Annotated in this window: 24 protein-coding genes and 1 riboswitch; of the genes, 1 reads left to right on the top strand and 23 read right to left on the bottom strand. The window is 48.6% G+C overall.

The window, feature by feature from the left end:
- Positions 1–25: 25 nt before the first annotated feature.
- From OCV59_RS08625 to OCV59_RS08540, 18 genes are all read right to left on the bottom strand, one after another.
- The gene (locus OCV59_RS08625; RefSeq protein WP_147594089.1) at positions 26–1,414 is read right to left on the bottom strand and encodes a hypothetical protein; all 1,389 of its coding nucleotides are present in this window, start codon (positions 1,412–1,414) and stop codon (positions 26–28) included.
- Entirely contained in the window at positions 1,414–2,223 is an 810-nt protein-coding gene (locus OCV59_RS08620) for a hypothetical protein (RefSeq protein ID WP_147594088.1), read from the bottom strand. The genes OCV59_RS08625 and OCV59_RS08620 overlap by 1 nt, the downstream gene beginning before the upstream one ends.
- 11 nt (positions 2,224–2,234) lie before the next feature.
- A complete protein-coding gene (locus tag OCV59_RS08615; RefSeq protein ID WP_147594087.1) occupies positions 2,235–3,044 on the bottom strand; it encodes a TPM domain-containing protein in 810 nt (269 codons plus the stop codon).
- A 12-nt stretch (positions 3,045–3,056) separates the two neighbouring features.
- Positions 3,057–4,166, bottom strand: coding sequence for a hypothetical protein (locus tag OCV59_RS08610; RefSeq protein ID WP_147594086.1), 1,110 nt, complete (start codon positions 4,164–4,166; stop codon positions 3,057–3,059).
- Between the two features lie 9 nt (positions 4,167–4,175).
- A complete protein-coding gene (locus OCV59_RS08605) occupies positions 4,176–5,576 on the bottom strand; it encodes a DUF5050 domain-containing protein (protein ID WP_147594085.1) in 1,401 nt (466 codons plus the stop codon).
- Positions 5,577–5,611: 35 nt separating this feature from the next.
- Complete coding sequence (locus OCV59_RS08600) at positions 5,612–6,760, bottom strand: DUF4428 domain-containing protein (RefSeq protein ID WP_147594084.1); 1,149 nt, start codon at positions 6,758–6,760, stop codon at positions 5,612–5,614.
- A 12-nt stretch (positions 6,761–6,772) separates the two neighbouring features.
- Positions 6,773–8,140, bottom strand: a complete 1,368-nt coding sequence (locus OCV59_RS08595) for an SPFH domain-containing protein (RefSeq protein WP_147594083.1) — start codon at positions 8,138–8,140, stop codon at positions 6,773–6,775.
- A 119-nt stretch (positions 8,141–8,259) separates the two neighbouring features.
- Entirely contained in the window at positions 8,260–8,607 is a 348-nt protein-coding gene (locus OCV59_RS08590; RefSeq protein WP_147594082.1) for a hypothetical protein, read from the bottom strand.
- Between the two features lie 28 nt (positions 8,608–8,635).
- Complete coding sequence (locus OCV59_RS08585; protein WP_147594081.1) at positions 8,636–9,112, bottom strand: DUF5067 domain-containing protein; 477 nt, start codon at positions 9,110–9,112, stop codon at positions 8,636–8,638.
- Positions 9,113–9,288: 176 nt separating this feature from the next.
- Positions 9,289–9,915 carry a response regulator transcription factor gene (locus tag OCV59_RS08580; RefSeq protein ID WP_147594080.1) on the bottom strand — a complete coding sequence of 209 codons (627 nt, stop codon included), beginning with the start codon at positions 9,913–9,915 and terminating at the stop codon, positions 9,289–9,291.
- A complete protein-coding gene (locus OCV59_RS08575) occupies positions 9,912–11,228 on the bottom strand; it encodes a sensor histidine kinase (protein ID WP_147594079.1) in 1,317 nt (438 codons plus the stop codon). Before OCV59_RS08575 ends, OCV59_RS08580 begins: the two co-directional genes overlap by 4 nt.
- Positions 11,225–12,898 carry a histidine kinase N-terminal 7TM domain-containing protein gene (locus OCV59_RS08570; protein ID WP_147594078.1) on the bottom strand — a complete coding sequence of 558 codons (1,674 nt, stop codon included), beginning with the start codon at positions 12,896–12,898 and terminating at the stop codon, positions 11,225–11,227. Before OCV59_RS08570 ends, OCV59_RS08575 begins: the two co-directional genes overlap by 4 nt.
- 73 nt (positions 12,899–12,971) lie before the next feature.
- Positions 12,972–13,436 (bottom strand): 6,7-dimethyl-8-ribityllumazine synthase, encoded by a 465-nt coding sequence (ribH, locus tag OCV59_RS08565; RefSeq protein ID WP_147594077.1) that lies wholly within the window; start codon positions 13,434–13,436, stop codon positions 12,972–12,974.
- Positions 13,437–13,560: 124 nt separating this feature from the next.
- Positions 13,561–14,760: a bifunctional 3,4-dihydroxy-2-butanone-4-phosphate synthase/GTP cyclohydrolase II gene (locus tag OCV59_RS08560; RefSeq protein ID WP_147594076.1), complete on the bottom strand. Its 1,200-nt coding sequence runs from the start codon at positions 14,758–14,760 to the stop codon at positions 13,561–13,563.
- Positions 14,761–14,781: 21 nt separating this feature from the next.
- Positions 14,782–15,477 (bottom strand): riboflavin synthase, encoded by a 696-nt coding sequence (gene ribE, locus OCV59_RS08555; RefSeq protein ID WP_147594075.1) that lies wholly within the window; start codon positions 15,475–15,477, stop codon positions 14,782–14,784.
- On the bottom strand, positions 15,462–16,607 hold the full coding sequence (gene ribD, locus OCV59_RS08550) for a bifunctional diaminohydroxyphosphoribosylaminopyrimidine deaminase/5-amino-6-(5-phosphoribosylamino)uracil reductase RibD (RefSeq protein ID WP_147594206.1): 1,146 nt from the start codon (positions 16,605–16,607) through the stop codon (positions 15,462–15,464). Before ribD ends, ribE begins: the two co-directional genes overlap by 16 nt.
- 275 nt (positions 16,608–16,882) lie before the next feature.
- Positions 16,883–16,999: riboswitch (FMN riboswitch) on the bottom strand.
- Between the two features lie 54 nt (positions 17,000–17,053).
- Positions 17,054–18,214: a P-loop NTPase family protein gene (locus OCV59_RS08545; protein WP_147594074.1), complete on the bottom strand. Its 1,161-nt coding sequence runs from the start codon at positions 18,212–18,214 to the stop codon at positions 17,054–17,056.
- A gap of 167 nt (positions 18,215–18,381) precedes the next feature.
- Positions 18,382–19,080 (bottom strand): ClpP family protease, encoded by a 699-nt coding sequence (locus OCV59_RS08540; protein ID WP_262584246.1) that lies wholly within the window; start codon positions 19,078–19,080, stop codon positions 18,382–18,384.
- Between the two features lie 59 nt (positions 19,081–19,139).
- Here OCV59_RS08540 and OCV59_RS08535 point away from each other — a divergent pair, with 59 nt between their 5' ends.
- Positions 19,140–19,388 (top strand): YlmC/YmxH family sporulation protein, encoded by a 249-nt coding sequence (locus tag OCV59_RS08535; protein ID WP_147594073.1) that lies wholly within the window; start codon positions 19,140–19,142, stop codon positions 19,386–19,388.
- A gap of 96 nt (positions 19,389–19,484) precedes the next feature.
- On the opposite strand, the gene OCV59_RS08530 is transcribed toward OCV59_RS08535, so the two are convergent.
- The 5 genes from OCV59_RS08530 to OCV59_RS08510 form a co-directional block, all read right to left on the bottom strand.
- Positions 19,485–20,675: a metallophosphoesterase gene (locus tag OCV59_RS08530; RefSeq protein ID WP_147594072.1), complete on the bottom strand. Its 1,191-nt coding sequence runs from the start codon at positions 20,673–20,675 to the stop codon at positions 19,485–19,487.
- An 18-nt stretch (positions 20,676–20,693) separates the two neighbouring features.
- Positions 20,694–21,821, bottom strand: coding sequence for an S-methyl-5-thioribose-1-phosphate isomerase (gene mtnA / locus OCV59_RS08525; protein ID WP_147594071.1), 1,128 nt, complete (start codon positions 21,819–21,821; stop codon positions 20,694–20,696).
- Positions 21,822–21,935: 114 nt separating this feature from the next.
- Entirely contained in the window at positions 21,936–22,472 is a 537-nt protein-coding gene (gene rbr / locus OCV59_RS08520; protein ID WP_147594070.1) for a rubrerythrin, read from the bottom strand.
- A 115-nt stretch (positions 22,473–22,587) separates the two neighbouring features.
- Positions 22,588–22,956, bottom strand: coding sequence for a Fur family transcriptional regulator (locus tag OCV59_RS08515; RefSeq protein WP_147594069.1), 369 nt, complete (start codon positions 22,954–22,956; stop codon positions 22,588–22,590).
- Between the two features lie 100 nt (positions 22,957–23,056).
- Positions 23,057–24,250: an ATP-binding protein gene (locus tag OCV59_RS08510; protein WP_262584244.1), complete on the bottom strand. Its 1,194-nt coding sequence runs from the start codon at positions 24,248–24,250 to the stop codon at positions 23,057–23,059.
- Positions 24,251–24,352: the final 102 nt, after the last annotated feature.

The following is a 24,352-nucleotide window of genomic DNA, read 5'->3' as shown; positions in this document are numbered from 1 at the left end:
CAGATCTGAAGTATGTCAAAGACTCTTATTTTCGGAAAAGCCCTCGCAAAAGACCGCGCCCCACTTCTTTTGCAGCCGTAGCCGCTGCGCCTTTCGCAGCACTCTTTCCAAATGACTTCTTCATATCCGGACTCATGTTTTTTAGACCACCGGTAAATCCTCCCGTCGTCCCTGCAGGCACTCCGCCTGCTCCCTGAGAAAGCTTTTGATTCAGCTGCTTCATGTTCTGCAAAAGCTTTTCTGACGAAAAGCCATCCTTTGCAGCCTTTCGCTGCTCACGAAGCTCAGCATCGGTCCTGTTTCTGCGAAAATACGGGATATCCTTGTTGAGCTCTGCAGCAATAGCCAGGTACTCGTCATCCAGTCCCGGATCATCGTGGATCGTATCGACCGGCTCGTGATACGGCTGCTTCTGCGGAGAGAGCAGGATATCCTCCAGGCTCCGGTCCGTCAGGATCTCTTCGAAAAGAACGTACTTCGACGCCTTGATATTATCCGGATGCATTACCTTTTTGATACGCCACAGTTCATCAAGCCCTTTAGGGTTCAAGAGCATGATACGATAAAATGGAGTGCTTTCCATTTTATCGAAGTCTATCCCCATGTCACGGCTCATAAATCTGTAGCAGGATCGTGTCTTCTCGCGAGTCACGACCATGGCCTGTGCGAATTCTCCGATGCGGGGACCTCCCTCCCGGACCTTTCGCTTCGTATGCTCCCAGGCGTATATCAACGACATGAACTGCACCATCAGCTCTACTTTTACAAGATTCTGGACCGCCAGATCATCAGCTTTGCCTCGGGCGATCTCGCCCATATAAGTGATCTCATCAAGGCTGTTTGCGGAAGCGTAGGCTCCTGCCGACAGCTTTACAACAGAAGATGTGATCTCATAATTTGGATCTGCTGCCTTGAGAAAGTCCTCAGCCAGTTCCTTGTAATCTGCGATCACCGTATTCAGGATCAGCTTCTCCCGTTCTATGATCATCTGTGCTTCGATCAGATCATCCGTTCGATTCTCCACTTCGAACAGCTTTTCATAGGCCTTGTTTGTTGCTTCTCTGGCATTCGGTCTTATTTCCTCATACACAAGTCTGTAGTTATTTAAAAACTCATGAACAGTAGGCAGCCGCTGTTCTTTCTGATAATCGAATACCTGCGGCTGATCCTCCGCCGAAACGGCACTGTAGTCATTGTTTCTGTTGATAGATGCCATGTACAGCCGGTTATATTCATCCTGAAGCCCTGTACGGCTCAGCACCCCTGCCACATCCGTGTTGCCGGTGTTTTCCTCTGCAACCTGGCAGAATCGTTTTTCGAAATCGCGGATGCTTTCCAGCAAAGGCCCCTGGGGATCATTGTCATAGAGCAGCTTCACATACCCGTCCAGAGTTGCCTGCCAAATCATATCCATCAGACCTTCACCTCCTTCATGGCGATAAAATCATACCCCATCGGATCATCAGACGGTACAGCGATACAGCTGGCACGATCCCACTGTTCCTGTTTTCCCACAGCGATCAGCTGTGCAGCATGTTCCTTGGCCCAGCGACCGATCCTTTCCTGTTCTTCCTTTAAATGATTCAGATCCACTGCACCTGCGGCCGTTCCCGTTTTCCTGAATTCTTCGACAAAAGCGATAAAACGCGCCATCCCTTCTTCGGTGGTCATTGTCAGCTGCCTGTATGCTTTCTGATGCACCAGTTCTTCAAATGTTACACCCATCTGTTCCAGATCAGAAAGAGCCGCCTTCAGATCCCTGACCGCTTCCAGACGGTGCTCCCGCTGCGGGCTTCCACAGATGCGGATGTAAGCCCGGAAGATACGTCCGAAGACTTCCTTTCGCTCCATATACCGGACCGATGCCTCCTGCGCCCTGTTGTAATCGTCTATCCATTCCTGTGAAAAAGCATATGCCTGCAGCCCCTTTGAAAGAAGCTTTTCACGTCGCTGCAGATGGATCTTCTCCACATCTTCATACCCCAGTTCGCGTGCCGCACGTATCCTGAGGTGGATCCCGTCCAGCTCTTTTGCCAGAGCAGCCCCGTCGTAATAAGGTGTATTTTTGATGCTTTCCGTTGCTTCCTCTGCAGTCTGTATATTCTGATTTTCAAGCCACTGCGCCAGTTCCAGATAGTATTGTTTCTGCGCCGGAGAAATCTCTTCGTCCAGCATCTGTGCACGAAGACGGTTCAAAGCGATAACTTTTTTTACATCTGTCATATGCTGCACCTCTAAAACTTTCCGGAAGAGCCTCCATGGGTCGTTCCTGACGAACTTACGTGTGTCGTACTGCCGCCGCTGCTGCCGCCGGACGAAGATGAAGTTTCTTTCTTAATACGATCTACTGTGTTGTACAGATACTGCTCATCCTGGGCTGTCAGCTTAAGACTTCCCGGTCTCATGTATTCCCTGGCCGTTACCCTGCGATGCACGCTTTTTAAAGCATCCTTCTGTCTTTTTACTATGGCATATGCGATCAGAAGTCCGATCACGATACCGATAGGGATATCGATCAACAGATTAAAGTCTTTCGGCATATTGCCGACATCGTACGGTTTCCCGTTTGCCGCCTGTATTATGAAATCTTCACACTGGTCAGCATATACAGAAAACGCTGCAGGAGGGTCCTCTCGGAGGTCTTTAGTGACCTTCTCCATAAGATATTCCTGTCCTGCATCCGTAAAGATATCGATGCCGCTTCCCGTCGTACTGATGGCCCAGTCGCCTGAATCGTAATTCAAGACCAGAATAATACCGTCGTGAGAAGATCCATACCCCATGCCGTTTTCATCATATACGAAATCTGCGAACTCCTGTGGAGTCATCCCCTGAAAATCATCTGTAGTCATAAGATACACGCCACAGTTCTGTGCCTTCGAGATATCAGCAAGGCGTGAATCGATTTCCTTCTGGGTTTCCGAAGAAACGATGGATGCATCATCCATAAAATATGACGTTTTCTCTGCAGCAAAACTTGAACCCGCAGCTAACCCCAGTGTCAGCAGCAGAGCCATTATGATCGTGATTGCTTTATTTTTCATCTCTGCCACCTCCTAGAAAAGCATGTAGTCTGCCAGAAAGGCCAGAACACTTGCAGCTATACTGAATATACCTCCCAGGATAGCGAAATTCCTCCAGTAGGCTTTTTGATCCAACGGAAGATCTCCAACAAATTTCCCGGTTTGCCCGTTCATGGCAAAGATATAGTCGTTCCCGTTCCACTTTGTGTTGAGCAGCCAGACAGGATAAAGAGCATATCTGGCAACACCATTTTGCAGATTTATGTAGGATTCTTCTGCAGTCACGCCTGTAAATCCCTGCACCGTGCTCTGGAAAGCATCCTCCGTGCTCCATCGGATACGCGCATTAGCAGTCTTGATGCTTGTTTCCGCATCCACATCGTATTTATCTGCCATGAATCCGGCCAGATAAGCCGTTTTGAAATCCACCGCCTCTGAGAAGTCAAACGGTTCGATGGATTCCATCAGATCATCTGCCATCTTTTTAGATCCATCCACCGGGACCTGGTCGAATGCCACATATCCCGCCCGGTATATCCTGTAATAATTATGTTCGATATACTTGTACTCCGCATCGCTCCATGTACGTGTCCGTTCTCCCTTGTAGCTGATATTTGCTGCTATCTGCGCATCAAACAGCCAGAAAGGAACGTACACACCCTTGATCTCATCGATATGATTTTTATCTTTGAAAAGAGCCGGCACAAGCTTTTTACGGTCAACATGCCGCTTCAACGCTTCTTTTGCCTGGTTTTTATCAAGCTTGAACGGTATGATGCAGTCCGGCTTTAACATGCCGGAAAGCTTTCCCTTGAACACTACCGGATTTCCACAGTAAGGGCAGGTTGCAGAAGCGGTCGTATCTTCACATACGATCTCCCCACCGCACGAATTACAGGAGAAAACACTTATATCATCTGTTTCGCCTGCAGCCCATCCACTGCCGGGATCCTCATTCCAGTTCATACCACCGGATGCATCCTGTTCGCCCGGCTGAGCCTGCGGTGCAGAACCGGGCTGCTGCTCAAACCGGTCCAGCTCGTAAACACTGTCGCAGAACGGGCATTTCAGCTGCTGGCTTGCTGAGTCAAAGGCAAGCGCCCCTCCGCATGCCGGGCATTTATATTCCATTTGATTCGACATAAAAGCCTCCTATTCTTCCTTCACATACGTATATCCTATGCTTTTTCCATCATCTGTGCTGAATTTTTTCGAACCCATAAATGTTTCTCCATAGGCTTTCGAGATCCATGTCTTCCCGTTGCTGTAGACCGGATAGGCCTTGGTTCCTGCACTGCTTGTATTTGAAAAAGTATCCCATTCATCGAACTCGATTTTGACAAATCCGCCCTTTGCAGCTGCGATATAGTCCGGTGTCACATAATAGTCATACACGATAGCCGCCCTCTCAGCCTTGTCCAGTTTGCCTGAATACATATCTACACGACACATGAACTGCATATCTTCCCCGTTTCCAGGCGTATAGAAGTAGATGTAGTCCCCACGAAGCATCGGTTCATATGAAATGATATCTGATATCTTCGTGTCGCTGCCGTCTTTCATGTTATACACATGAAGCGTTTCCCCGTCGGCATCATCCTGGTATATCAGGAACTCTGAGCTGACCTGATATGGGTAAAACACTTCCTTACCCAGTACAGTTTCCTTGTTTTTCCCATCAAGATCCACCTTGCAGTACTGATTGTTTTCATCGGTGAAATAAATGCCGTTTTTCGTCACCTGCATATAGTCGCAGGCTCCCGTATAAAGAGTTTCGGCCTTGGTCTCCCCGGCTTTTACTTTTATGATCTTCTCATTGTCGAGAGTTCCGTAAACATCTCCGTCATATACGGACAGACATCTGACTTTAGTATTCTCGGCAATGACAGTCTTGTCTTCCAGTTTGCCATCCTTGATCCTGGCAGCTGTAAAGGCGCCTTTGCCCCATTCCTTGCCGCCGTAATCCCCGTACAGCATTCCGTCTGCTTCAACACAGGATCCTCCTACCATGGCATTGCTCATCGCATAGACTTCATCGTCATCAAGCGTTACGTCCCATCCTTCGATAAGCTTGGATTTCTTTCCGAGGTACTTCATCGTGAATCTCATCTCCATGCCCTGTTCCTTGCCGTCAGACAGATAAGTATCTTTCATAGTTACGACCAGTTTGTCACCATCCATCTTCGCTGTCATATTCTCAGCACCTTCCGACTCAGAACCGGTATAAGAAAGTTTGTACTCATTGTCTTTCGTTTCGGTCCATGAAGCGGCACCCTCATCTCCCATCATACTGATGTCCGCTGACCCGTCACCATAAACAGCAAGCTTAAGAACACTGGAAAAATCCTTGCCGAACATGATCTTGATCGTATCCTTACTGACCTTCTCACCATTATCGGTAACTTCTATGTCCTCACACTCCCAGCTGCCTGTAATGGATGTCACTTTTGGCTTTTCTTTGGTTTTGTCTTTATCGCCGCCATCTCCGCCGCATCCTGCAAATGCAAAACACATTGCAAGCGCGAGAACGGCTGCCAGTATTTTCCTTTTCATAAGAACCTCCTTCTTCACTTCGTCAGTTCTCGATTCTACTTTCTCGGGCTGCCACAGCTTTCACAAAATCTGCCGGTATTGGTTGCTCCACACGACTGGCAGACCCATGGACCATCAGCAGTACTTCCTGCAAAGCCTGCTCCGGCAGCACCTGCAGCGGCTCCGGCAGCAGCTCCCATACAGCTCTGCACATTCATATTCTGCGGCATATTCGGGTTCATGCCCATGCCCGGCTGGCTGTTCATGCCCTGATTGTTCATGCCCATTCCCGGCTGCATTCCCATGCCCTGGCTGTTCATGCCCATTCCCGGCTGCATTCCCATGCCCTGATTGTTCATGCCCATTCCCGGCTGCATTCCCATGCCCTGGCTGTTCATGCCCATTCCCGGCTGCATTCCCATGCCCTGGCTGTTCATGCCCATTCCCGGCTGCATTCCCATGCCCTGGCTGTTCATACCCATTCCGGACTGCATTCCCATGCCCTGGCTGTTCATACCCATTCCGGACTGCATGCCCATGCCCTGATTGTTCATACCCATTCCCGGCTGCATGCCCATGCCCTGATTCATGCCCATTCCGCCGGCCATGCATCCAGTCACATTCTGCAGATAACTCATCATTTCCTGTCCGGCTCTCTCAACATCATGACGACGGTTGCGATCGTCCTCGGAAAGATCCATAGAATTGAGACGCAGCTTCATTTCACGTATATACGGATGATTCAGGTAGATATAAAAGTAGTAATCATACGAATAACTGTACCGCGGCGGATCGTAGCTTTCTCTCTCTCCGTCACGATCCGTGCGGTATTCCTCCGTACGCGTTTCATTCACATCCAGATTACATCCGGTGATCTGGCTCAGGGAAATAATATCCGGATTATCTTCCCTGTCAAGGTTTACCGAAGCGGTGAACATCTGCTGTCTTTCATCTATGTACAGGTTGTATCTGTCCGATCGAATGACCCTGCCTGGATGGAAGGAACTTACCAGCCTGCGGTTTTCCTCACGCATCTGAAGCTGATTTTTGATCTCCTCCAGTGTACTGTGCCTTCTGTCGTCAAACCACGGAGAAAGCTTCTTCGCACAGTCCTTGCAGAGATTGCCATCCTCCAGTTTACGGTTTCCCAGCATACCGATCTTTTCTCCGCATACATCGCAGAATTTTTTATCAAAAAGTCCCATGGCTCACTCCTCCTATTTCACATCATTTTCATCAAAAATATCACCGCACTCCGGACAGAATTTCGGAGGCTTTGTCGGATCTTCCGGTTCCCAGCCGCACTTGTCACACTTATAGAGCGGGGCTCCCTCCGGTTTCTTCGCGCCGCATTCTGAACAGAATTTACCTTTGTTCACTGCGCCGCAGCTGCAGGTCCATCCCTGTGGCTCTGCCGGCTTAGGGCTGCCGCATTCCGGACAGAATTTGCCGGTGGCTGTTGTCCCGCACTTGCAGGTCCAGCTTCCTGCTGCTGATGATGCAGGAGCCGCCCCTCCTGCCGGAGGCTGCTGTGCCGGCTGCTGTGGCTGCTGTGCTGCCGCTGCCTGAGCCCGCTGCTGTCCCATCTGGAACAGATCGCCTGCATTCATTCCACCTGCCTGAGCTGCCATGCCCATGCCCATGAATCCCATCATTGCACCGTTTTCATTGCCGGCTGCTGTACGCATAGCATCTGCCTGTGCTGATGCTAAATTTCCTGCGGCCATGCTCGGATCCGACATGAATATAGCCTGCTGCATATTCTGGATCTTCAGCTTGTCTTCGTCTGAAACAGAGATGGAATTGACGCCGAACGAAACGACCTGCAGACCTCTTTTTTCTGCCCACTGAGAAGACAGTTCCTCGTTGAGTGCTTCCGTGATATCCTTCGTGTAAAGCGGGATCTCGCTGTAATCTATCCCCTTTGTAGATATTCTCGCAAGTGCCGGCTGCAGTGCTGTCAGAAGCTCTGATTTCAACTGGCTGTCGATTTCCTCTCTGTTGTATTCGTTCTGCACGTTACCGCAGACATTCGTATAAAACAGCATCGGATTTACGATCCTGTACGAATACTCTCCGTTGCAGCGGACCGAGATCCCCAGAAATCTGTTGATAGTGGGATCGATCATTACTTTGAACGGGATCGGATTGACCGTGCCGTATTTGTTTCCAAGCAGCTCCTTGGTGTTGAAATAATAGACTCTCTGGTCTTTTCCCGAACCGCCTCCGAATTTAAAACGCTCCCAGGCATCTTTTGCAGCTCCCATAAGACCGTCCTTCAGGTTCCCTGCGAATATGGACGGCGAGAGGTCGTTCCTGTAAATAAATAGCCCGGGTTCTGCCGAAAGTTCTATGACCTGACCCTGCTCAACGATCATCATACATTGTCCGTCAGCAACGGAAACGGCTGATCCGTCGGAGATAACATTTGATTCGCCTTTCGTATTCGATGATCTTCCTGACGCCTGTTTGCTTCCCTTGACCACCAGCACATCATCGTCGATGGCATCACATACGAAAAACTCCTTCCACTGATCCGCCATCATTCCGCCTGCAGCACCTGCTGCTGCTTTAATAAGCCCCATATTCTGCTCCTTCCTGATTTACTGCACCCCGCCGAATACCCGGCGCGCAGGCAGCGATACTATAAAAACAGCCATAAACCGTCACCAAGACGATTTATGGCTAATAAGAAAAATATATACTACTGTTTTTCCAGGGTTATAGTCACCCCGCTGTAATCCATAGTTGCCACATCACCGTCTACCTTGAAATCAAACTGGTCTTCTACGTTAAAACCATCTTCATTCTCAGACCATTTACCTGTCTCCTCATCACCTGCAACATTAAGGACACACTTGCCGTTATCCTTCAGTTCGAATGTCATTTCACCGCCAAGGATACTCTCTACCGACATGTCCATGCCGCTGTAACTTGCGCTGACAGCCTTCCATGTTCCCAGATACGGACTGTCCGCCATACTTTTGCCGCATGAAACAAAAGCAAAACACATTACCAGGACCGCTAACGCGATCATAATCTTCTTCTTCATAGACCCACCTCCGTTTGATCATACAGACTTATTTTGTGATATCGATTTCCATCGAGTCTGTTTCTTCGTCAAAAATATCTGAAAACTCTACTTCTACAGGACTTTCAAGGTTGCTCAGCTTGTTTGTAGACTTTACTTCCAGAGAATTTCCCGGCTTGATATCAGTCATCAGATTCTCATCCATAGCATCATAAGAATCACCGACAAATACCGTGCTGTATCCCAGCTCTACACCATCCTGGAACAGCGTATAGTTGAACGCCCATGTGAATGACTTCGCATCTTCTCCATTATTGGTAAAATTCCAGGTCACTACGATAGCATCATCCCCGTCAGAGTCTTTTACGATCTCATAACCTTTGTATTCTGCCGTATAATCTCCTATCTGCATTACATTTGGATCGGATTTTGCACTTTTACTGTCTCCGGAACCACCGTCTCCTCCACATGCTGTAAAAGCAAACACCAGCATCAGCGAAAGTATTACAGTAACTAATTTTTTCATTGCCCTTCTCCTTCTCTTAAAATAATTCTTCGATCTTATGGGAAATAACCAATTATGCTTTATTTAAAAATATTTTAACAATTCTGCTGTCATGACACATCACTCAAAAGAGTACTTTTCAAAAAATAAAAACACCTCCCGACCTTACAGTCAAAGAGATGTCTCCTCCTGTGTTGTTAAAATCCCCTGATCACCAGCCCGCTTTCCCTTGCCATGACTGCCAGCTGCGTCCTTGATGTGAATCCGGTTTTCTGGAACATGTTTTTGATATGCTTCTTTACAGTATGTACCGACAGATGAAGGCGCTCCGCTATGATGTCATCCGTATCGCCGCTGGTAAGCTCCCGCAGAACCTCTAGCTCCCTCGGCGTGAATTCCACACTGCTGGCCATCCCCAGCTTAAGCATCGGAGTCGTATCCGGGTAGATCGACTCTCCAGCCATGGTCCTGTCCATGATCTCAAGCAGTATGTCCTCAGACGGATCCTTGTACCAGAAGCTGTCCACACCGCCCAGCCTTGCCCGGTCAATAAAATCACACTCCGGCTGGCTTGTGACTATGATGATCTTGATCTGCGGATACTTTTCCTTTACCCTGGCCGCTGCATCAAGACCACTGGCATGCAGCGCCGTGCATACATCCATAAGTATCAGGTCAACAGGACTGGTCATGCAGTAAAACTCTGCCAGTGAGGCACTTTCGATAGATGCTTCAAGATGATATCGTCCGCTGTTTTTCAGTATGATTTCAAAGAGTTTCCGTGCCATAGGATCGTCTTCAACGATAAGTACATTTATTGTCATATCACATTCACCTTTCCTTCCTTAGGGATCGTGACTGTCAGTGAAAATTCCGGATCGGCGCTGACTGTCATAGTGCCGCCTTCTCCCTCGATACGTCTGCGGAGTCCCGTAAGTCCTCCTCCTTCCTGCAAAGGCTTCTCCGGTCGTCTGCCATCATTAGTGAAGACAACACTGCATACCAGATCAGTCTGGGAAACTTTCATCCTGAGCTGTTTGGCATCGGCATGGCGAACTGCATTGGTCAATGCCTCTGCACCTGCGGCTGTTATGAGTTCCACCGCTCTGCTCTCCTGCGGCAATTCTCCCTGCAGCAAAACTTCCACACCTGCTGATTCTGCCGCATCTATAAGATATTGAACAACTCCCTTCGATTTATCAGGCTCCACTTCACGGCGAAGCAGAGCAATCGTGTGCTGCCAGTTCTGCAGAATAAGCGCAGGATCCTGATTCGAAGCTCCCTGTGCTTCCTGAAGCAGATAATGTCGCGTCATCATAAGATTCTGTCCGATGGAATCATGGATCTGGATTTTCATGGCAAGCCTCTGCTGCATTCTCGCAAGATCATCCACCCTGCGACTGTACACTTTAAGTCTTGCATTCATGCTGCGCAACACGGAATTCTCCTGTTTCAGCTTGTTGCTCAGATCGTAAAGCTCCGTTGCATCCATTGCTGTCACCTGGACGATTTCCTCACCATCCACGTAAATCACCTGCCTGTCAAAGATCCATGCCTTTTTATCTGGCAGTATCACCGCCGGAACATCCATGACCCTGCTTCTTTGTGCTCCGGATTCCAGATCGCCCTGAGAAATAGTCTGCCAGAAGCTTTCTCCATTCTGTAAAGCCTCTCCACATAACAGATGACTGAGTTTCTCCATCTTTAAGTTCACCATTATCAGCTGTCCGTTCCCCTTAAAAAAACAAAGGCCCATCGGCATCAGGTCCGCACCTTCTCTGACAGACGCTCTCGTGATGTTGACCTTTCTGTATCTCCATTCATGCCACATGATCCAGCACGTATATCCTGAAACAAGAGCGATAAATACGAATACCGCTGCTGCCGGGATATCCATCAGCTTTCGCGTGATCGTCCACATCGGTTCATCAGCAGTCTGTCTGGCAATGCCTGCTGTCAGAAAACTCAGCAGTAAAAGGGTCGGAGCCGCCAGCACGAACAAGATTCTGCAGTGTATCCATTTTGCCTTGGAAAAGTATCCCATGCAGCATACAAACATCTGAAAGCACCAGGTGAGGAACATCAGTATCAGCAGCAGAGAATGTCCTGCATCTGAAAGTGAAAATATCGACCTCATTTCACAGCACCTCCTTTCGGCAAAAGGAATGTGATGTGTACATCGTCTTCCTGTCTTGATATTATCGCTGCTGCATCATGGTGTGCCAGAAACTCTCTGTCCAGCGCTATGGATGACAGGTCACACGATATAGAAAATGTCATCTCAACGGTTTCGGATTCCACTGCAAGATTGACCAGGATCGCATTCATCGTCGGAAGTGCGGCTTCCATGATCATTTCAAAAAAATCATATGCTGCCATGGCAGAATCCTTTGGCAGTATTCCCTGACACCTGCAAGAAAGAGATACTGCTACTCTGCAGAGCCGGAGATTTTCCATGGACTCCCGAAGGCAGTATTCAAGCTCCTGCGCCGGAAAAAAACTGGCTTCCTCTCCAAGAAGGATCAGATTGCCACGCCGTTTGATATAGGAGCTTATCACACAGATAAGGCTCAGATTTTCTATCATTTTCATATGATCATCCGAGAGTCCCAGCAGCGTTTCTATTTTCCAAAGCTGCGGCGCCACTTCTTCTGTTATTTTATCATAAATACGCATGTGTTCATCAGCCTGTGCCTGCTTTTCCTTTAGCTCTACCTCCGCTTTGAGGATATTGTTGTTTTCAGAAAGGCGAGAGCTGATCCGCTTCAGTTTTTCCAGTACATCCTGCACCATGGAAATGTTCTCGACCCACAGGACATGTCCTCCGGTGACAGGGGCTCCGGACAGCCTCTCGTTTCCCAATTCGACAGGACCTTTCTCCGTGCAGCGCATCAGTTCTTTAGAAAACTCCTTTGCATTATCCGATGCAAGATATCTGTTATAAGATTCATCTACGATCTGTGCCCCTATCGTCGAGGCATGGAACAATTCACTGTATCTCGTATTGGACGGGATAAGTCTGCTGCGGATACAGGCCTCGCAGACAGCCAGCATGATCAGAGTAAAAACAGCTGTCATATCACCTGCGATCAGGTAAAGAGGCTGTATCCCCATAAGATATCCTGTTACGTATAAAAATGCTGCACCTGCAGGTATCACCGGCGCCCAGATCCTTTTTCTTTTGCCCGGCACATGACTTCGCACTAAAAGCAGGATCAGGAATGCGATCACTTCTGCGAGTATCCAGCCCAGACACACGAAATAAAGCGGCTTATGTACATAAATGGAATCAGCAGCTTCCATTCCAAACGGAAAATCAAATACTTTTTGATGAAAATTATTAGTAATGATCAGTAAGATAAAAACAATCGCCGGGATCATAAGCGCCTTTAAGGGAGCCGGCAGAATGTATTCCTCCGGTCTTCCCAGGCAGATGGCAAGATAGACCCCCATCAGAGGAATAAGTATCATAGGTATGTAATAACCGTACCAGCAGTAATACTGCAGTGCGGGCATTCCTTCCAGAAATAAAAATTTACATGTTCTTATCACGAACCAGAACAACAGCAGAGCTGCTATTGACATCAGATATCTGCGGGCAGAACGGTTGAGCACACGCCTACGCACAGAAATACCCCACGTGATGATGATCCCAATATAAATTCCCGCCCTCAACAGCGAACATAAATAATTAAATCCATCATCCACAACATCAAAACGGGAAAGGAGGCGGCATATCACAGCACACAGAACAAGAATCACGACCAGTACTGCGCCGGTCTTTTCATGCCTGTTCAATTCTGCCATAACTGCCACCTCCTTCTTATACCTCTTATTCTACATTATACCAGGCTGCATTACCACATGAAAATATCACTGTCTACTGTATCTCACGCATAAGATTGACCATCTCGATCGCACCGGCTGCACAGTCTGATCCCTTGTTGCCGGCCTTTGTTCCCGCTCTTTCGATCGCCTGCTCGATATTTTCTGTGGTAAGCACGCCAAACATAACAGGGATCCCGCTGGCAAGCGATACCTGCGCGATACCTTTTGAGACTTCACTGCACACGTAATCGTAATGTGACGTGTTCCCTCTTATAACCGCACCGAGACATATCACTGCGTCATATTTGCCGCTTGATGCCATCTTCGATGCGATGAGCGGTATCTCAAAAGCACCCGGCACCCATGCGATCTCGATATCGTCTTCTGCCACATCATGTCTCTTCAGCGTATCAAGCGCTCCCGACAGCAGCTTCGATGTGATGAACTCATTGAACCTGGCTGCGATTATACCTACTCTGATCTTATCCGATACAAGTTTTCCTTCATATACTTTCATTTTATGTTCTCCTTTTGATTTGATTATCATATACACGATCTATTAAATGTCCTCCGGTTCCGAACCTGTGCCGCACACTGCTGCGCTGTATCTGAGCAGACCCGGACCCTCCGAACACTGTTTCCTAGTAATTCAGCAGATGCCCCATTCTCTTCTGCTTCGTCTTCAGGTATTTCAGGTCTATCTCGTTCGCATCCATCTGTATAGGCACGCGCTCAACGATCTCCATGCCGAAATCCGAAAGCTGGTACACCTTGTCCGGATTGTTCGTAAGAAGTCTGAGTTCCTTTGCTCCCAGATCCTTGAGTATCTGCGCTCCTATGAAATACTCACGCATGTCTCCCGGGAATCCCAGTGCCAGGTTCGCGTCAAGAGTATCCATGCCTCTGTCCTGCAGCTCGTATGCCTTGAGCTTGTTTATCAGTCCTATGCCGCGCCCTTCCTGTCTCATGTAAAGCACTATGCCGCGCCCTTCTTTTTCCACCTGCATCATCGCTGAAGCCAGCTGCTGTCCGCAGTCGCATCTCATCGAACCGAACGCATCACCTGTAAGGCATTCCGAATGCACTCTGCAGAGCAGATCTTTACCGTCGCCTATATCACCTTTCACAAGTGCCACATGGTGCTCTCCATTGAGTTTGTTGACATATCCGTAAGCCTTGAAATCACCGTATTTCGTAGGCATGTTCACTACCGCCTCACGCTGCACCAGTTTTTCATGCTTTTTCCTGTAGTCCTGCAGCATCTTGATAGTGATGAATTTCATATCGTACTTTTCGGCCAGCTCGAACAGCTCGCTCTTTCTCATCATCGTGCCGTCATCCTTCATGATCTCGCAGCAGAGCCCGCACTGCTTCAGTCCTGCAAGCCTCAGAAGATCGACCGTTGCCTCTGTGTGACCGTTCCTTTCGAGGACTCCGTTCCTCTTCGCCTTGAGCGGGAACATATGTCCCGGACGTCTGAAATCCTGCGGCTTTGCATCGTCATCTGTGCACGCTCTCGCTGTAAACCCTCGCTCTGCCGCCGATATACCTGTAGTCGTTTCAACATGGTCTATAGATACGGTGAACGCTGTCTCGTGGTTGTCAGTGTTTTCGCTGACCATCTGCGGGATCTGCAGCTTCCTGCAGAATTCCTCGCTCATCGGCATGCATATGAGCCCCTTTGCCACGCTTGCCATCAGGTTGACATTCTCCGTCGTCGCGAACTCAGCCGCGCAGATCATATCACCTTCATTTTCTCTGTCTTCATCATCCGTCACCAGGATCACTCTGCCGTTGCGAAGATCCTGAAGTGCTTCCTCGATAGTATTGAATGTATTCATATTTAAAACCCCCGTTTCTGTCTAAAATCCGTTTTCGATGAGGAACGACTCCGTGATGCCGCCGCTCTGTGCTTTTCCGGAAGTTCCCGGACTGACGGCACCGTGCCCCTTTGCACCGTAAACTCCGGCGCCGGGCTGCATCAGCCTTTCCACATACTTGCCTATGATATCGTTTTCAAGATTCACCGTATCGCCTTTTTTCTTTGATGAAAGCGTGGTGTTCGCCGCGGTATGCGGTATCACCGACACACTGAACGAGTCGCCGTCCAGTGCCGCCACCGTCAGGCTTATCCCGTCGATCGCGATCGAGCCTTTTTCCACGATGTACCTGAGGATCGAACCCGACGCTCTGATCCTGTACCACACGGCATTGTCATCTTTTCTGATGTCCGACACCGTTCCCGTACCGTCTATATGCCCGGAAACGATGTGTCCGCCGAACCTGCCGTCAGCCTTCATCGCTCTCTCGAGATTCACCGTACTCCCGGCTTTCAATGCTCCCAGCGATGACCGGTCAAGAGTCTCGTGCATCACATCGGCACTGAATTCGTTCCGCGAGAACTCCGTCACCGTAAGACACACACCATTCACTGCGATACTGTCTCCGAGCGCCACATCTGTCAGTACCCTGTCTGCCGCCACAGTCAGCACTGCAGAAGCTGCGCCGCGTCTTATCTGTTTCACTGTTCCTGTTTCTTCAACTATTCCCGTGAACACCTTTTCACCTCGCTCTCTATAAGTATGTCCTCTCCAATGAACGTCACCTTCGGTTTTTCTGTCAGAAATGCCTCTGCCGGCATCCCTACACCTGCACCGCCTACCGGAGACGGCGCATCTTTTCCTCCGAAGATTTTCGGAGCTATGTAAACCTGCAGTCTGTCGACTATGCCGGCTCCCAGTGCCGACCAGTTGAGTGTGCCTCCGCCCTCAAGCAGCACACTGCTTATTTTCTGTTCTCCCAGCTTTTTCATCAGCTGTTCAAGATCGATATGACCGTTTTTCACCGGTATGTAAAGTATCTCACATCCTTTTTCAGTCAGGGCGCTGCATTTATCTTCGATGTATTTACATTCACCGCATCTGCCGGCACTGTTTTCGCCGCCACCGGTCTGTGCCGTGGCTATCAGTGTCCGGTATTTTTTCGCAGTCTGCACGATCTGTGAATCCACCGGTATCCGCAGGTGTGTATCGCATATCACTCTCACCGGATCTCTGCCCCCCGGTATCCTGCATGTCAGCAGCGGATCGTCTTTGAGCACTGTCCCTATGCCTGCCATTATCGCCATGTACCTGTTCCTGTCTTCATGTACGCGTTTTCTCGCCGCTTCCGATGTTATCCATTTCGAAGCTCCTGTGCGCGTGGCGATCTTTCCATCCATCGTCATCGCGTATTTCATCACCACATACGGCATTCCCGTCTTTATGAATCGGAAAAACGCAGGATTTATCGCATCGCACTCTTCTCTCATAAAGCCTTCGACGACTTCTATGCCGTGTGCCTTCAGTATTTCGACGCCTTTTCCCGCCACCAGCGGATTCGGGTCGGCTGAACCGATCACCACACGCCTTATGCCCGCGTCTATCACAGCATCTGTGCAGGGTGGCTGCTTGCCTTGGTGACAGCACGGCTCCAGCGTCACGTACATCACTGCTCCCTCAGGTGAACTGCCGCAGTCTGCCAGCGCTTCACGCTCCGCATGCAGCTTCCCGTATTCTGTATGATATCCTCTGCCGATGATCTCGCCGTCTTTCACTATCACCGCACCGACCAGCGGGTTCGGATCGACCTTGCCGCAGCCTTTCAGTGCCAGCTCCAGTGCAAGCTCCATGTATTTTCTGTCTTTCATCTCATCTGTCATCAGTGTCTGTCCTCCATGTCGCTGTGTTTTTCTCAAATAAAAACACCCCGGATCGTTTCTCCAGGGTGAAGTCGTATTCTGTCAGGCTTTTTAAAAACCGTCTCGCAAAGCCGAGCTGCTGCACTGCATCGCACATATGCCGTGCATGCATACCGTATTGCGGTACTGCACACTCCTGCCTCTGCCGAAAAAAACTCTGAAACGATATGTTTCAGAGCCTGTGGTTTCAAAAATACTGCAACTGCTTATCGCAGCCACATATGACATATCTTCTTCCATCCAGACTATACTGTCGGTTTTGGAATCTCACCAAATCATGTGCTCTCGCACTCGCGGACTTTACCGCCGGTCGGGAATCTCACCCTGCCCTGAAGATTTTTTATTAAGTTCTTCTATAATGTTAGTACTCATACGCAAATTTGTCAATATATCTTTTAAAATTCCACAAGTTTTTCTGCGAGCAGTTTTATATCCTGTCCGAATCTGCCATCGAGAAATATGCGTTTTATCTCCCCGCCCTGCAGGAATGTGCTGCTCCTGCTGAGGTATACTTCCGTATCCAGCATCGCTGTATCTGCTCTGTCGCGAGGATCTTCCTCACGGTCGTAAGATACCATATTCTCTACTTTGATCATTTTCTCGATCACACTCTCCCCGCAGCTGAATATAAGATGCTGCAGATAACGTTCTTCTCTGCTCGTACTGCCCGCAGACCTGTTCACAAAGCAGATCTTCTCTGCCATCCCCAGGCACGCCAGATCCACTGCAGACAGACCCGATCCTATATCCATCACGATCACATCATACCTTCCGCTGTCTATCACCGATGCTGTGAAGATATCGAGTTCATCTTCCGAAAGCTCTCTGAGCGGATTTCTCCCGGCCGCCGGAGCAAAAGTCTCGACCCCGAAATCATCGTGGATCGTATAGCTCTCTACAGGCGGGCAGTTCTTCTCACTGCCGGAGCCCTGCGGCACACGCAGACCTGTATCCCTGGCTTTGAACAGATGATAAAGATACACACCGATACCTTTCACGCCCGGCGACACATTCATGAAATCGCCTGTAGACTCAGTCTCCTCGAATGACAGATACAGCACTCTCCTGCCCCTGAACCTGCACAGCTCCTGAGCCGCAGCCATAGCCGCGACCGTGCATCCCGAACCTCCGCAGCATGAGGAAAATGCCAGCATGCGTACCTGCTGCCGCTTTACATTAACGGTATGATTCCCTGTAAGATCACTGTATATATCAAAAAGTGCCGCTGCTATGCTCTGAGCCTGACTGTACTTGTATAAACAGAACCGCTTTTCCACGTGATCGCTGACAGCCATCGACGGCTTCTCTGTCAGCAGTATTATCCTGCCGCCGTATGATACTTCCGCTTCCGGGCCGTCCCAGAGTATCATGTCTGCCGAGCTGAGAAAGACCGCACTTTCTCCACTGTTTTCATACTCACGCCGCCTCAAAAAGAACTCTTCCTTGCGGAATATCCTTATCATCATGCCGCTGCACAGCTGCAGCAGTGCCTGTCCCAGCGCTCTGCCGTATTCTCTGTCATCCGTTACTATCACCAGTGAAAGATTCTCCATCATGCTCCTTTCGATAATTGCTGCCACATTTGTTAATGGAATTTTTTACCTATCTGTATTTTATATCATGTGGAAAATCTTGTCAATGCATGCATCTGTACTTTTGCTGTTTTTTTGATATGCTCCACAGCTGCACCTTCCCTCGCATCGAACATCGCAACAGGTCCCGCTTACTCCTGCATCTCGCCTATCATGCGTCTCAGCTGTCGTATGGCCTGCGATACTCCGCCTACTTCATCGATTATCCCTGTCTCTACGGCTTCACTTCCAAAAAGTACCGTGCCGACATCGTTCGACATATTATCGTTGCTGTTCATCAGTGATACGATCTTGTCACGCTCCGCATCCGAGTGTTCTTCTATAAAATCGATCACCCGCTCCTGCGTCTTGCGCATATAATCGAAGGTAGTCTCCGATGTTATCACGATCCCCGCTGTCCTGATGGGGTGCAGTGTCATCGTCGCGGATTTTGCTATAAACGAATGATCCGCCGCTGTCGCAAGCGGTATGCCTATACTGTGTCCTCCACCCAGCACGAGCGACACTGTCGGCTTTGACAGTGTCGAGATCATTTCCGCGAGTGCCAGTCCTGCCTCGACGTCACCTCCGACCGTGTTCAGTATCACCAGAAGACCCTTGAGCTTCGGGTTCTCCTCCACTGCGATAAGCTGAGGTATCAGATGTTCGTACTTCGTAGCCTTGTTGTCTGCCGGGAGCACGGTGTGTCCCTCGATGCTGCCGATTATATTTATATACTGTATATCGCTGTCAAAATCAGTCCCGGTCGTCAGAAGTCCCAGATCGGTTATCAGGCTTTTCGTGATATCCTCCTGATCCGGAGTCTTTTTTTCGGTTTTCTCTTCTTTCACTTCATATTCTCCTGTTCTGTTTAATATCTTTAATATTATCTGTATTAAAGGAGTCAATTATGCGATTAAGTGAAATCGGAAACAAAGAGATAGTCGATGTCTCGACAGGAAGAAGCTATGGTCAGTTATGGGATGCCGAAATGATATTTGAAAAAAAGACGGGCAAAATAAAATCGGTGCTCGTCCCGTCTCTGGAAAGCACCGGTTTTTTCAGCAGAAGCCCTGATGACATATGCGAACTGCCTTGGAGCAGTATCGTGATCATCGGCGAAGACCTGATAATATTCCAGTCTATGCCGCCGTGCTGAATCCGGTGTGCGGGATTCGCTGCACCGGATTCAGCACACCGCTCATACTCCCACACTGACCGTGATCTCCGCATTATATGCATCATACCTTCTGCACTATCTGAAATTCACGTTCACGACAGCGATCTCACTGTCAGTCCCGACTCTCATGGCCGGCCCCCATACTCCGACTCCTGATGTCACGATCGAGTACATATCATCGACCTTCAGGAGTCCGTATGCGTTGTCCCAGAACAGGTTTATCGTCAGATTCCCCGGGAAAATCTGTCCGTCGTGAGTATGCCCGCAAAGGTCGAGATCGACACCGGCATCCGCCTTTTCCTGAAGCTCCGAAGGCTGATGGTCTACGCATATCACAGGCTTGCTGCGGTCTGCCTCCGACGTGAGCTCTGCGATCGAAGCTCGCGGACTGTCGCTGTTCGTCTTCGTGGCGTCGCACCTGCCTATGAGCGTTATGTCTCCCGCAACGACAGTGCTTTCATCCTGAAGGATCGTGATGCACGCCTTTTCTGCAAATTCGTCCACTTCAGGCTGCACCCGGACTTTTTTGCCTATAGATATCGTAAATCCGCCTATCAGATTTTCTTCTACATCATGGTTGCCATAGACCCCGTAGACTCCGTACTTCGATCTTATCCCGGACAGGGTCTTCGCTATCCCATCCGGATCCGTCATAGCGAAGTAGTCATTGTCGACGATATCGCCTGCAAACACTACGAGATCGGGATCCTGCGCATTTATCCTGTCCACCATCTGCTTCATCATGTCTTCGCCCACGGAATATCCGAGATGAGTGTCCGCAACAAGCACGACTTTCATCGACTCTCCCGCCTGTGTGGACTTGTCTATATCCACATCGTAATCAGTCACGCTTATCTTGTGATAGTGTATGACGCCGTAAACGCTGAATCCGATCACGAGCGACACGACTATCGCACCTCTGGTCACGATATATTTACGGTATCCGGCATAACCCCTGCGCATTTTCTTCAGAGCCCAGAGAACGAACGTCACAAGCTCCGCCACCGCCATGAAAATAAGCGAATACACGAATATTCCTATCCAGATATTATTTATATACTTGAACGCCGATATCCATTTCTGATCGTCAAACAACATCCACAGCCATACGCTGTTGAGAAAAAACAGATATATCACCGTAAAAACGCACACTACCCATTTTTCCCCGAAAAAACCGTGCACATGCCTGAGCAGTCTTACCACTCTGTGCCACAGAAAAAAGTTCACCGCAAGATACACTATCCCAAGCAGTATCAAAAACCACATTACCCTTCACACTCCCTGTTAAAAATCTCTGTCTTTATCTTCACGAGCGCTTTCTACCGCTCTCCTGAGACTTTCGGCAAACGGCGGCCTGCAGATGCCCTTTTCCGTGATTATCCCCGTTATCAGACTGCTGTCCGTGACATCGAATGCCGGATTGTAGCACTTGATCTCATCCAAAGCCACCGGTTCGCTGTAAAATTTTTCTTTTATCTCTTCCGGCGCACGCAGCTCTATAGGTATATCCGCTCCCGACTGGCAGTCCAGGTCGATGGTCGACGTCGGACCGAGCACGTAAAACGGTATCCCGTAGTGCTTTGCAAGTATCGCCACTCCCGATGTGCCTATCTTATTCGCCGTGTCACCGTTTGCGGCAACTCTGTCACAGCCGACAAAACATGCCTGCACCCATCCGTTTTTCATCACAGCTGACGCCATGTTATCACAGATAAGTGTCACATCTATGCCGGCTTTCTGAAGTTCGTATGAAGTCAGTCTTGCACCCTGCAGCAGAGGTCTCGTCTCATCCGCAAATACCCTGAACTCCATTCCCCGCTCCGCTCCGAGCAGCAGCGGTCCCAGCGCTGTCCCGTACCTCGATGTTGCGAGCGGTCCCGCATTGCAGTGAGTCAGTATCCCGTCGCCGTTCCTTATGACCGTGAGGCCATATTCGGAAATCGCCCTGCACATCTCGATATCCTCGCGGTGTATGCTGAGCGCCTCGTTTTTCACAGCCTCCGCGATATCTGCGGTCGTGCCGTTCTCTGCGCTTCCGGCTGCCGCCAGAGTCCTGTCCACCGCCCATGCAAGGTTGACGGCCGTAGGCCTTGAAGACTTTATATATTCGCCGTACTCTCTTAGTTTTTTTGTAAAAAGCTGCACATTTCCTTCTGCTGCACTTTCACGGTCTGCCTGCCGACCGGCTGCCTTCTTTGCAATAACCGCCATGCAGTATGCTGCAAATATGCCGATCGCCGGTGCACCTCTGACCTTCAGATGAAAAATCGCATCGTACATCTCTGCCGGTTTGTTTATCTCAATATACTCGGTATGCATCGGCAGCCTGCTCTGATCGAGTATGATCACCGAGCTGCCGTCATCACTCAGCCTGACATTATCTATATGTGTAACGTTCCTTATCTCACTCATAACCGTCTCTTCTCCATTGCTGTCAACAGCTCAAAACAGAAAAACAGGCCCTGCATGCAGCCTGACCTGTTCCCGGATAACTGTATCACGTTTGCATCATGCTGATGCCGACTCTTAATAGTTTTCTGCGTGTATCTCAAAATAGCTCTTCGGATGGTTGCATGTAGGACATACTTCTGGAGCTTTTGTTCCTACAACGATGTGTCCGCAGTTGCGGCATTCCCATACCTTGATCTCGCTCTTTTCGAATACAGCTGCTGTCTCCACGTTATTGAGAAGCGCTCTGTAGCGTTCTTCGTGATGCTTTTCGATCGCTCCGACGAGTCTGAATTTTGCTGCCAGCTGAGGGAAGCCTTCTTCCTCTGCAGTCTTTGCAAAGCCTTCATACATGTCTGTCCATTCGTAGTTTTCACCTTCTGCTGCGGCTTCAAGATTCTGCGCTGTGTTTCCTATGCCTTCAAGCTCCTTGAACCACATCTTTGCATGTTCTTTTTCATTGTCTGCAGTCTTTAAAAACAGTGCCGCGATCTGTTCATATCCTTCTTTCTTTGCAACTGACGAAAAGTATGTATACTTGTTTCTCGCCTGTGATTCCCCTGCAAATGCCTCCATCAAATTCTTTTCTGTCTGTGTGCCTGCGTACTTGTTCATCTCTTCCTCTTTTCTGTGCCGCTCCTTTTTAACTCATCACGATACGGATGCTGCGGCACCGATGACCGCATCGTGTGTTTCACTGATTTTCCGATGATCTCCCATCCACCGTCGTTCAATTCTGACCGTTCTTCCTGCACTCATCGCACAGATAATGGATATTCAGATCGTATGATATGACCTTCACGCCTGTTTCGCGCTCGAGCTCCTGTCCCAGATCGTCAAGGTGCACGTCTGATATCTTGCCGCACCGCTCGCATATCATATGGTCGTGGCGCGCGGTCCTGTCATACCTGTCCGGACTTCCCTTCAGCCTTATCCTGCGAACCAGCTTTTCACTGACAAGCGAGTTTAGGTTATTATAAACCGTCGCCAGAGCTATTCCGGGTGACTTTTCTCGTGCTTTCATGAAAATCTGTTCAGCTGTAGGATGCTCTGAAGATCCATGAACGATCTCCAGTATCAGCTTCCCGTTCTTTGTCATCAAATCGCCTTCTTTAGAATTATTCTTGTTTTAATTATAGAACCTGTAGAGGATTTGTCAAGGATAATTTTTAAGCACTACCACGATTTCATGTTGAACTTTATATGCAAAACGCTGCATATAGTGGAACTGTCTTTTTATTATCTTCAAATGCAAAATTTTTAGCAGAGAGTTTTATGGCATATTCCGGATCGTAGGTCTCCATGTAAACTTTTAAACTCTTTGCCCTGGTATTGTCTGCAGACTTTACCTCGATCGGTATAAGCTGTTCATTCCGCTGTATAACAAAATCTATCTCTGCTCCACGGGCAGATTCCCAGTAATAAGTATGATATCCGTTAATAGAAAGCTGTACATTAACATAATTTTCAGCCATACCACCCTTGAAGTCATTCAGTTCCTCTGCCATATACAAAATATCATTCGCCACCAGATCTTTTTTAGCGCAAAGCAGCCCCAAATCTGATACATAGATCTTAAAGGCATCAATATCGCGATAATTTTCCAGAGGTTTCTTTATCTGCTCTATACGGTAAACCTGCGATACTATCCCTGAAAGGCAGAGCCATTCGATAGCGTTTTCAAACTCAGAAGCTCTGCCCCCTTTCTTGATCAGCTTGTACTGGAATCGAGTATTCTTTTTTGAAAGCTGAACAGTTATATTATCATATGCAAGCCTCGTCTTCTTGATTTCATTCAAATTATTATATTTACTCATATCATTGAGATAACTTGCAAGTATCGTATCCTGAGTATTACGTATAAGAATATAGTCTCTTGTCTGTGCAAACTGCAGCACACATTCCGGCATACCGCCTACAACAAGGTACTGTCGATAAAGCTGCATCGCCGCATCATGCAAAGCTGACGGCATTGCTGTATTTGTTTCAAAACACTGTCTGACCTTCGTTGCCAGCTTTTCTTCTCCCATTGCGATCATAAATTCTTCCATATCCATAGGATACATAGTTTTCATATCTACTTTGCCGACAGGAAATGAAAATTTCGCCCGGTTGACTGCTACTCCCAGCAGGTTTCCAGCCACTATTATATGGTAATCCGGTGCGTCTTCACAGAAATACTTCAATGAGGTCAATGCCCGTTCGCAAAGCTGCACTTCATCAAATATGATCAGAGTTTTTTCCTTTACTATTGTCTGCCCTGAAATATGGGACAGAATCGGTATCAAATAATCCGGGCTGATGTTTTCTTCAAAAGTCCTGTTCAATTTCGGGTTAGTTTCAAAATTGAAATATGCTACATTCTCGTAATTGATGCGCCCGAACTCTAGCACGGAATAAGTTTTGAGGTGCACCCATAAAAGTAGAGTATCAAACCTCGTTTTTCCCCTGCCTGTAGAACTCGTCAGGAGTTAAATATCCGAATGTTTCATGTG

Source organism: Brotomerdimonas butyrica, assembly GCF_025567305.1.
Taxonomy (GTDB): Bacteria; Bacillota; Clostridia; order Peptostreptococcales; family Anaerovoracaceae; genus Lentihominibacter; species Lentihominibacter butyricus.
Note: the sequence above shows the minus strand (reverse complement) of the source record. Positions and strands in the feature narration are given on the sequence as shown.